This window comes from Rhodoferax sp. (assembly GCF_010365055.1).
Lineage (GTDB): Bacteria > Pseudomonadota > Gammaproteobacteria > Burkholderiales > Burkholderiaceae_C > Rhodoferax.
Genome location: NZ_JAAFHA010000131.1, coordinates 1 through 7,324, shown reverse-complemented (window position 1 = coordinate 7,324; position 7,324 = coordinate 1). Strand labels below are relative to the sequence as shown.

General features: G+C 63.9%; 5 protein-coding genes. All 5 read right to left on the bottom strand.

The features are described 5' to 3' along the window. Positions 1-531: 531 nt before the first annotated feature. The 5 genes from murG to murF all read right to left on the bottom strand — a co-directional run bounded on the left by murG (position 532) and on the right by murF (position 7,057). A complete protein-coding gene (gene murG, locus GZ093_RS19020) occupies positions 532-1,611 on the bottom strand; it encodes an undecaprenyldiphospho-muramoylpentapeptide beta-N-acetylglucosaminyltransferase (protein WP_296489122.1) in 1,080 nt (359 codons plus the stop codon). Between the two features lie 83 nt (positions 1,612-1,694). Beyond that, a complete protein-coding gene (ftsW, locus tag GZ093_RS19015; protein ID WP_296489119.1) occupies positions 1,695-2,930 on the bottom strand; it encodes a putative lipid II flippase FtsW in 1,236 nt (411 codons plus the stop codon). Then, positions 2,927-4,444 (bottom strand): UDP-N-acetylmuramoyl-L-alanine--D-glutamate ligase, encoded by a 1,518-nt coding sequence (gene murD / locus GZ093_RS19010; protein ID WP_296489117.1) that lies wholly within the window; start codon positions 4,442-4,444, stop codon positions 2,927-2,929. The genes ftsW and murD overlap by 4 nt, the downstream gene beginning before the upstream one ends. Before the next feature lie 2 nt (positions 4,445-4,446). Next, positions 4,447-5,625 carry a phospho-N-acetylmuramoyl-pentapeptide-transferase gene (mraY, locus tag GZ093_RS19005; protein WP_296489115.1) on the bottom strand — a complete coding sequence of 393 codons (1,179 nt, stop codon included), beginning with the start codon at positions 5,623-5,625 and terminating at the stop codon, positions 4,447-4,449. After that, positions 5,615-7,057, bottom strand: a complete 1,443-nt coding sequence (gene murF / locus GZ093_RS19000) for a UDP-N-acetylmuramoyl-tripeptide--D-alanyl-D-alanine ligase (RefSeq protein ID WP_296489114.1) — start codon at positions 7,055-7,057, stop codon at positions 5,615-5,617. The genes mraY and murF overlap by 11 nt, the downstream gene beginning before the upstream one ends. Positions 7,058-7,324 lie beyond the last annotated feature (267 nt).

The window sequence follows — 7,324 nt, the reverse complement described above, 5'->3', positions numbered from 1 at the left end:
GTTGTATCCCCCCCCTCACCCCAACCCTCTCCACCCCCGCCGGGGCGGAAAGGGAGCTAACAGCCACATTTGGCCGTGTCTTTGAAGGTGGGAAAGAGGCGGGCATGGGCGCGTTGCCATCAAGCTGAGGGAGCGGGTTTTGGATGCGCTGCAGACAGGTCGAGGCCAATTGGCGCTTAGACGGCGCTTGATCTGCTTGACCTGCTTGACCTGAGTCTGCTGATTCTGTGCAGCAGACCGAGAAATCGACGGCAGGCCAACTGATCCGAGGCCGAATTCGGCTACAGCGACTGGTCGCTGAGGTACCGCCACTTTGAGGCCAGCACGCAGTCAAGCGCAAAATTCCCGCCTTAAAACACGCGGCCACATGGAGCCCCCCTCTTTCGCCCAGCGGGGCGAGAGAGGGGTTGGGGGAGTGAGTGGGGGAAAAATGGCAAGAAACAAGTCCCTCCCCGTCGACCACAGAAAATCCAAAGCAGCGAGCGACCACTGCATCAGAAACAGCAAGAGAGAACGTAGAGCAAAAGTTACTCACCGCACCAACTCCTCGCAAGCCGCAACAATCTTCTCAGTGGCGTCAATTTTTTGAATCTTTTTAGCCTCTAGCCCACGTGCCATAAGGGCAGACCGCTCTGTTTTTTGGAGCATTTCCGCGAGCCACTCAGGGCTCAACTCCGACTGGGGTTTGAGCCATGCCGCGCCCTGATCGGCCAGAAAGCGGGCGTTGACGGTCTGGTGGTCGTCGACGGCAGACGGAAACGGCACAAACAGGGCCGCCGCACCAACCGCGGCGATCTCCGTCACCGTGCTGGCACCGGCGCGGCAGATCAGCAGATCGGTGTCACTCATGGCTTTCGCCGTGTCGTCAATGAACGGTGTCAGCTCGGCTTGCACGCCCGCTGCCGCGTAATTGGCGCGCAAGGCGTCAATCTGCTTGGCGCCGCTCTGGTGCCTCACTTGCGGGCGCTGTTCAACAGGCAGCAGCGCCAGCGCACGTGGCACGATCTCGTTCAAGGCCTTGGCGCCCAGGCTCCCGCCCAGCACCAGCAGCTTGAGCGGGCCGGTGCGCCCGGCAAAGCGCGTCGCAGGATCAGGCACTTGCAGGAAGGCGGCGCGCAGCGGGTTGCCGACCCAGTGCCCGTTGGGCAAGACATCCGGAAACGCGGTGAAGACCCGGGTAGCGAATCGCGCCAGCACCCTGTTGGCCATGCCAGCAACTGAATTTTGCTCATGCAGGATGAGCGGCTTGCCCAGCAGCGCGCTCATCAATCCGGCGGGCAAGGTGATGTAGCCGCCCAGGCCCAGCACGACATCGGGCTGGACGCGGCGCAGCAGCGCCACGCTCTGCCAGCAAGCGCGCGCCAGGCGCCAGGGCAGGCGTACCAGCGTGCCCAGGCCCTTGCCGCGCACCCCGGAGAATTCAATGGATTCAAAGGCGAAGCCTTGCGGCGGCACCAGCTGGCTTTCCATGCTGGGCTGACTCGCCGTGCCGACGCCACCGAGCCAGTGCACCTGCCAACCGCGTTCGCGCAGCGCCTGCGCCAGTGCCAGCCCCGGAAAGATGTGGCCGCCGGTGCCGCCTGCCATGATCAGTGCGGTACCTTGGGTCATGAGCGCCGACGGGCCGCCCCTAGGCGCGAGGGCCCCCTCGGGGGGCAGCGAAGCACACGCAGTGGCGAGCGTGGGGGTCAAATTCATACCCGGCCTCCGTGCATCAACTGGCGGTTTTCGTGATCTACACGCAGTACCACAGCAAGCGCCACCAGATTGACCAGAATGGCCGAGCCGCCGTAGCTCATCAAGGGCAGGGTCAGGCCCTTGGTCGGCAGCGCGCCCAGATTGACGCCGATGTTGATGAAGGCCTGAAAACCGACCCAGATCCCCACGCCCTGCGCCACCAGGCCGGCAAACACCCGGTCCAGCGCAATCGCCTGGCGCCCGATGTGCATCATGCGCCGGGTCAACCAGAGGAACAGGCCAATGACCAGCACCACGCCGACCAAGCCAAACTCTTCGCCAATCACGGCCAGCAGAAAATCGGTGTGGGCTTCGGGCAGCCAGTGCAGCTTTTCCACACTGCCGCCCAGGCCGACGCCAAAGACCTCACCACGACCCACCGCAATCAGGGAATGGGTCAGCTGGTAGCCCTTGGCCAGCGCATTCTCTTCACTCCAGGGGTCCAGGTAGGCAAAAATACGCGCGCGCCGGTAGTCGTTGAAGGCGATCATCATCATGAAGGCGCCCAGCAACACGGTGGCGATCAAAAAGAACATACGGGCATTGACGCCGCCCAAAAACAAAATTCCCATGGCAATCACGGCAATCACCATGAACGCACCCATGTCGGGCTCGGCCAGCAGCAGCACGCCCACCACCGCCACCGCGACGCCCATGGGCGCCACGGCGCGAAAGAAATGCTCCTTGACGTCCATCTTGCGCACCATGTAGTCGGCCGCGTACAGCAGCACCGTGAACTTGGCCAGTTCAGACGGCTGAAAACTCAAGGGCCCGAGCGCAATCCAGCGCCGCGCACCGTAGACCACTTTGCCGACATGCGGGATCAGCACCAAGGCCAGCAGGACCAACGACAACACAAACAGCCAGCCTGCGGACTTCTCCCACATCCGCATTGGCACTTGATAGGCCAGCAGCGCCGCGACAAAGGCCATCACCAGCCACAGCGCGTGGCGCACCAGAAAATAGCTGTTCGTGTAGCGGGCAAAGCGCGGATTTTCCGGCATCGCAATCGACGCCGAATACACCATCACCAGGCCCCAGGCCAGCAGCGCCACCGTGACCCAGACCAGTGCCTGGTCAAAGCCCAGTACCGGCGTCGGCACGCTGCCGGTGGCGGCGCGGCGCGTGGCGCCCAGGCGCACCGGCAGCGCATCGCCCACGGGCCCGGCCAGCGCATGAAGCCATTTTTTCATGGCGCCAACCCCAGTTCAACCCCGGCGGCGCTGGCAAGCTCGGCCAGGGCTTGCGCGAACATCCGGGCCCGGTGCTCGTAGTTGTCAAACATGTCAAAGCTGGCGCAGGCCGGCGACAGCAGCACCGCATCCCCCGCGTGCGCCTGGGCATTGGCCAGCCCCACGGCCTGCGCCATCGACTCGGCATCCAGCAGCGGCACCTGCGCGCCTTGCAGCGCCGCACGCAACAGCGGCGCGTCGCGCCCGATCAGCACCACGGCGCGGGCGTAGCGCGACACCGGGTCCAGCAGCGGCGCGAAGTCCTGCCCCTTGCCCTCGCCGCCCAGGATGACAATCACTTTGCGCTCCGCCCCCAGACCGCTGAGCGCCGCGACCGTCGCGCCGACGTTGGTGCCTTTGCTGTCGTCGAAAAACTCAACTTCGTTGAACAGGCCAATCGACTGCACGCGGTGCGGCTCGCCGCGGTAGTCGCGCAGGCCATAGAGCATCGGCCCCAGCGCGCAGCCGGCCGCTTGAGCCAGCGCCAGTGCCGCCAGCGCGTTGACCGCGTTGTGACGGCCGCGAATGCGCAGCGCGTCGGCTGGCATGAGGCGCTGCAGGTGCAGTTCGGGCGTTTCGCCCTTGCGCGTCTTGAGCGTTTCGTCGGCCTCCAGCGCACGCACCAGCCACAGCATGCCGTTGACCTGTTCCAGCCCAAAGTCACCGGGGCGCTGCGGCAAATCAGCGCCGAAAGTGAGGTGGGCGCGCAGCTGCGGGCGCTGCAGCTTGAGCCGTACCGGCTCGGGCAGCATCGCCATGACCTGCCGGTCTTCGCGGTTCAGGATCATCAGGCCGGTGGCGCCGAAAATGTTGGCCTTGGCAGCCACGTAGGCCGCCATGCTGCCATGCCAGTCCAGATGGTCTTGCGTGATGTTGAGCACCGCGGCGGCGCTAGGCTCAAAAGTGTTTTCGCCCTCCAACTGAAAGCTCGACAACTCAAGCACCCAGACTTCGGGCAGGGTGTCGGCCTCTAGATGTTGGATCAACGTGTCAAGCAAGGTCGGGCCGATATTGCCGGCCAGCGCCACGGTCTTGCCCACGCGCGCCACCAGCTGACCGGTCAGTGCGGTCACGGTGGTTTTGCCGTTGGTGCCGGTGACGGCCAGAACTTGGGGCGCGTAATTCTGCGTCGCCTGCAAGTCGACCAAGGCTTGAGAAAATAAGCTCAGTTCGCCTGAAGCCCTTATGCCACTTACGCGAGCGGCTTCTGTAACAGTAGCAACATCCTGCGGCGACAGCCCCGGGCTCTTGTACACGGCCTGCACATCCGTGCCCACCACCAGCGCGGCATCAAAAGCACCGTTGACAAACCGGGCCGCTGGCACGTCGCGTTGCAGCGCAGCCAGCTGCGGCGGCGTGCTGCGCGTGTCCGCCACCGTCACGCGCGCACCACAGCGCGCACACCAGCGCGCCATGGCCAGACCCGAGGCGCCCAGGCCCAGAATCAGCACGTGTTGGTTTTGCAGCGCGTTCATGCTTACCTGAGCTTCAGGGTGGACAAGCCGACCAGGCACAAGAGCATGGTGATGATCCAGAAGCGCACCACCACCTGCGTTTCTTTCCAGCCGCTCTTCTCAAAGTGATGGTGCAAGGGCGCCATCTTGATCAGGCGCCGGCCCTGGCCAAAACGTTTCTTGGTGAACTTGAACCAGCTCACCTGCAACATGACCGACAAGGCCTCGACCACAAAAATGCCGCCCATGATGGCCAGCACGACTTCCTGACGCACGATCACCGCGACCGTGCCCAGCGCCGCGCCCAGCGCCAGCGCGCCGACATCGCCCATGAACACCTGCGCTGGGTGGGTGTTAAACCACAAGAATGCCAGACCCGCTCCCGACATGGCAGCACAAAAAATCAGCAGCTCGCCCGCGCCGGGGATGTGCGGGAAGAACAGGTATTTGGAGTAGACCGCGCTGCCCGTGACATAGGCAAAAATCCCCAGGCAAGCCCCCACCATCACCACCGGCATGATGGCCAGGCCGTCCAGACCATCAGTCAGATTGACGGCGTTGCTGGAGCCGACAATCACCAGATAGGTGAGGATCACAAAACCAAGCACACCCAGCGGATAGCTGACCGACTTGAAAAACGGCAGCAGCAGCCCGGCCTTGGGCGGCAAGTCCAGATCAAAGCCCGACTGCACCCAACTGAAGAAGAGCTCCAGCACGCGCATATTGGTGTTCTCTGAAATGCTGAACACCAGGTACAGGGCGGCCAGCAGGCCAATCACCGATTGCCAGAGGTACTTCTCACGCGAGCGCATGCCCTCGGGGTCTTTGTTGACCACCTTGCGCCAGTCGTCGACCCAACCAATCGCGCCAAAACCGAGCATGACGAGCAACACGATCCAGACAAAGCGGTTGCTCAGGTCGGTCCACAACAGCGTGGAGAGCGTGATGCTGAACAGAATCAAGACGCCGCCCATGGTGGGCGTGCCGCTTTTGCTGAGGTGCGAATCCATGCCATAGCCGCGAATCGGCTGGCCAATCTTGAGTTCGCTCAGGCGGCGAATCACATAGGGGCCTGCCGCCAGGCCCATCAGCAAGGCGGTGAGCGCGGCCATGACGGCGCGCAGCGTCAGGTACTGAAACACGCGCAGAAAGCCGAATTCGGGCGACACGGTCTGCAACCACTGGGCGAGGCTAGGCAGCATGGTCGGTCTCCTGGGCGGCTTGGGTTTGGTTCACGATGGCCTCGACCACGCGTTCCATCTTCATGAAACGCGAGCCCTTGACCAGCACACTGCCGACGCGCGGCAACTCGGCCAACACGGCGGCTTGCAGCGCTGGCATGTCGGCAAAATGACAGCCGGCGCCGAAACTCTTCGCTGTCGCCTTTGACAACTCGCCCAGCGTGAACAGGGATTCGATACCGAGCGCGCGCGCTTGGTCGCCGGCCTGCGCATGAAACTGCGGCCCCTGGTCGCCCACTTCACCCATGTCGCCCAGCACCAGCAGGTGCGGCCCCGGCAGAGTGGCGAGCACCTCGATGGCCGCCTGGACAGAATCCGGATTGGCGTTGTAGCTGTCGTCCACCAGCGTGATCTGGCGCGCGCCCATCTGGACCAGCAGGGCGCGCGAGCGACCCTTGACCGGTTCAAAGGCGCAAAGGCCAAGAGCAATCTGCTTCAAGGGAACGCCGGCCGCCAGGCTACAAGCCACCGCCGCCAGGGAGTTCTTGACGTTGTGCAGGCCCGCAATCGGCAAGGTGTACTGCAGGGGACCGGACGGCGTGCTGACCGCCACCTGCCAGCAAGCGCCCAGCCAGTCGGCCTGCAGACAACGCACCTCAGGCGCGCCAACGCCAACGTCGGCCCCGCCAAAGCGCAGCGTGACACGCGGCCCGGCTTGGCTCGCCCACAGCGGGCTGTACAAGTCGTCCGCCGGGAACACCGCCACGCCGTGCGCTGGCAGGGCGTCAATGACCGAGCCGTTCTCTTGTGCGACCCGCTCCACCGTGGCCATGAATTCGAGGTGCTCGCGCTGCGCGTTGTTGACCAGCGCCACGGTCGGCTGGGCAATGGCAGCCAGCAGCGCAATTTCCCCGGGATGGTTCATGCCCAGCTCGACCACCGCAATCTCGTGCTGGCGGCGCAGCCGCAGCACCGTAAGCGGCACGCCGATGTCGTTGTTCAAATTGCCCTGCGTGGCCAGATACGCCTGCGGCTTCCAGGCGCGCAGGATGGCGGCAATCATCTGCGTCACCGTGGTCTTGCCGTTGCTGCCAGTGACCGCTATCAGGGGCAGCGTGAACTGGGCGCGCCAGTGGGTCGCCAGTTGCGCCAGCGCCAGCTTGGTGTCGGGCACCAGCAGGGCGGGCAGGCCCAGCGCCTGCAATTGGGCCTGGATGTCGCCGCCTGCGCTGCTCTGGCAAATGGCCGCCACCGCGCCTTGCGCCTTGGCCTGGGCCAGAAAATCATGGGCATCGAAATGCTCGCCGCGCAGGGCCACGAACAGGTCGCCTGGGGCCAAGGTGCGGGTGTCGGTGTGCACGCGCTCGATCAGGACGTCGGCGCCGTCTGTACCGCTCGCATTGACCAGGCGCGCGTTGCCGAGCCAGGCGCCGGCCTGTTGCAAGTTCATCATTGTGTGAACTCCCGGTTGGTTGGGGCGAATTGCACGTTTGCAGCCATTTTTTGAAGCTTTCTGGCCTCTAGCCCACGTGCTATATGCATAGTTTGCTCTTGTTTTTGCAGTTCATTTTGGATACAGGGGAATGCATCGCTTGAATTGCCACGTCGGTTATCTGCAGCGTTCTTATTTCTTATGCGTTGTATCCCCCCCCTCACCCCAACCCTCTCCACCCCCGCCGGGGCGGAAAGGGAGCTAACAGCCACATTTGGCCGTGTCTTT

Bases quoted from the DNA above. Each gene is read 5' to 3' on its own strand.
- murG (WP_296489122.1), bottom strand. From the start codon at position 1,611: ATGACCCAAGGTACCGCACTGATCATGGCAGGCGGCACCGGCGGCCAC.
- ftsW (WP_296489119.1), bottom strand. From the start codon at position 2,930: ATGAAAAAATGGCTTCATGCGCTGGCCGGGCCCGTGGGCGATGCGCTG.
- murD (WP_296489117.1), bottom strand. From the start codon at position 4,444: ATGAACGCGCTGCAAAACCAACACGTGCTGATTCTGGGCCTGGGCGCC.
- mraY (WP_296489115.1), bottom strand. From the start codon at position 5,625: ATGCTGCCTAGCCTCGCCCAGTGGTTGCAGACCGTGTCGCCCGAATTC.
- murF (WP_296489114.1), bottom strand. From the start codon at position 7,057: ATGATGAACTTGCAACAGGCCGGCGCCTGGCTCGGCAACGCGCGCCTG.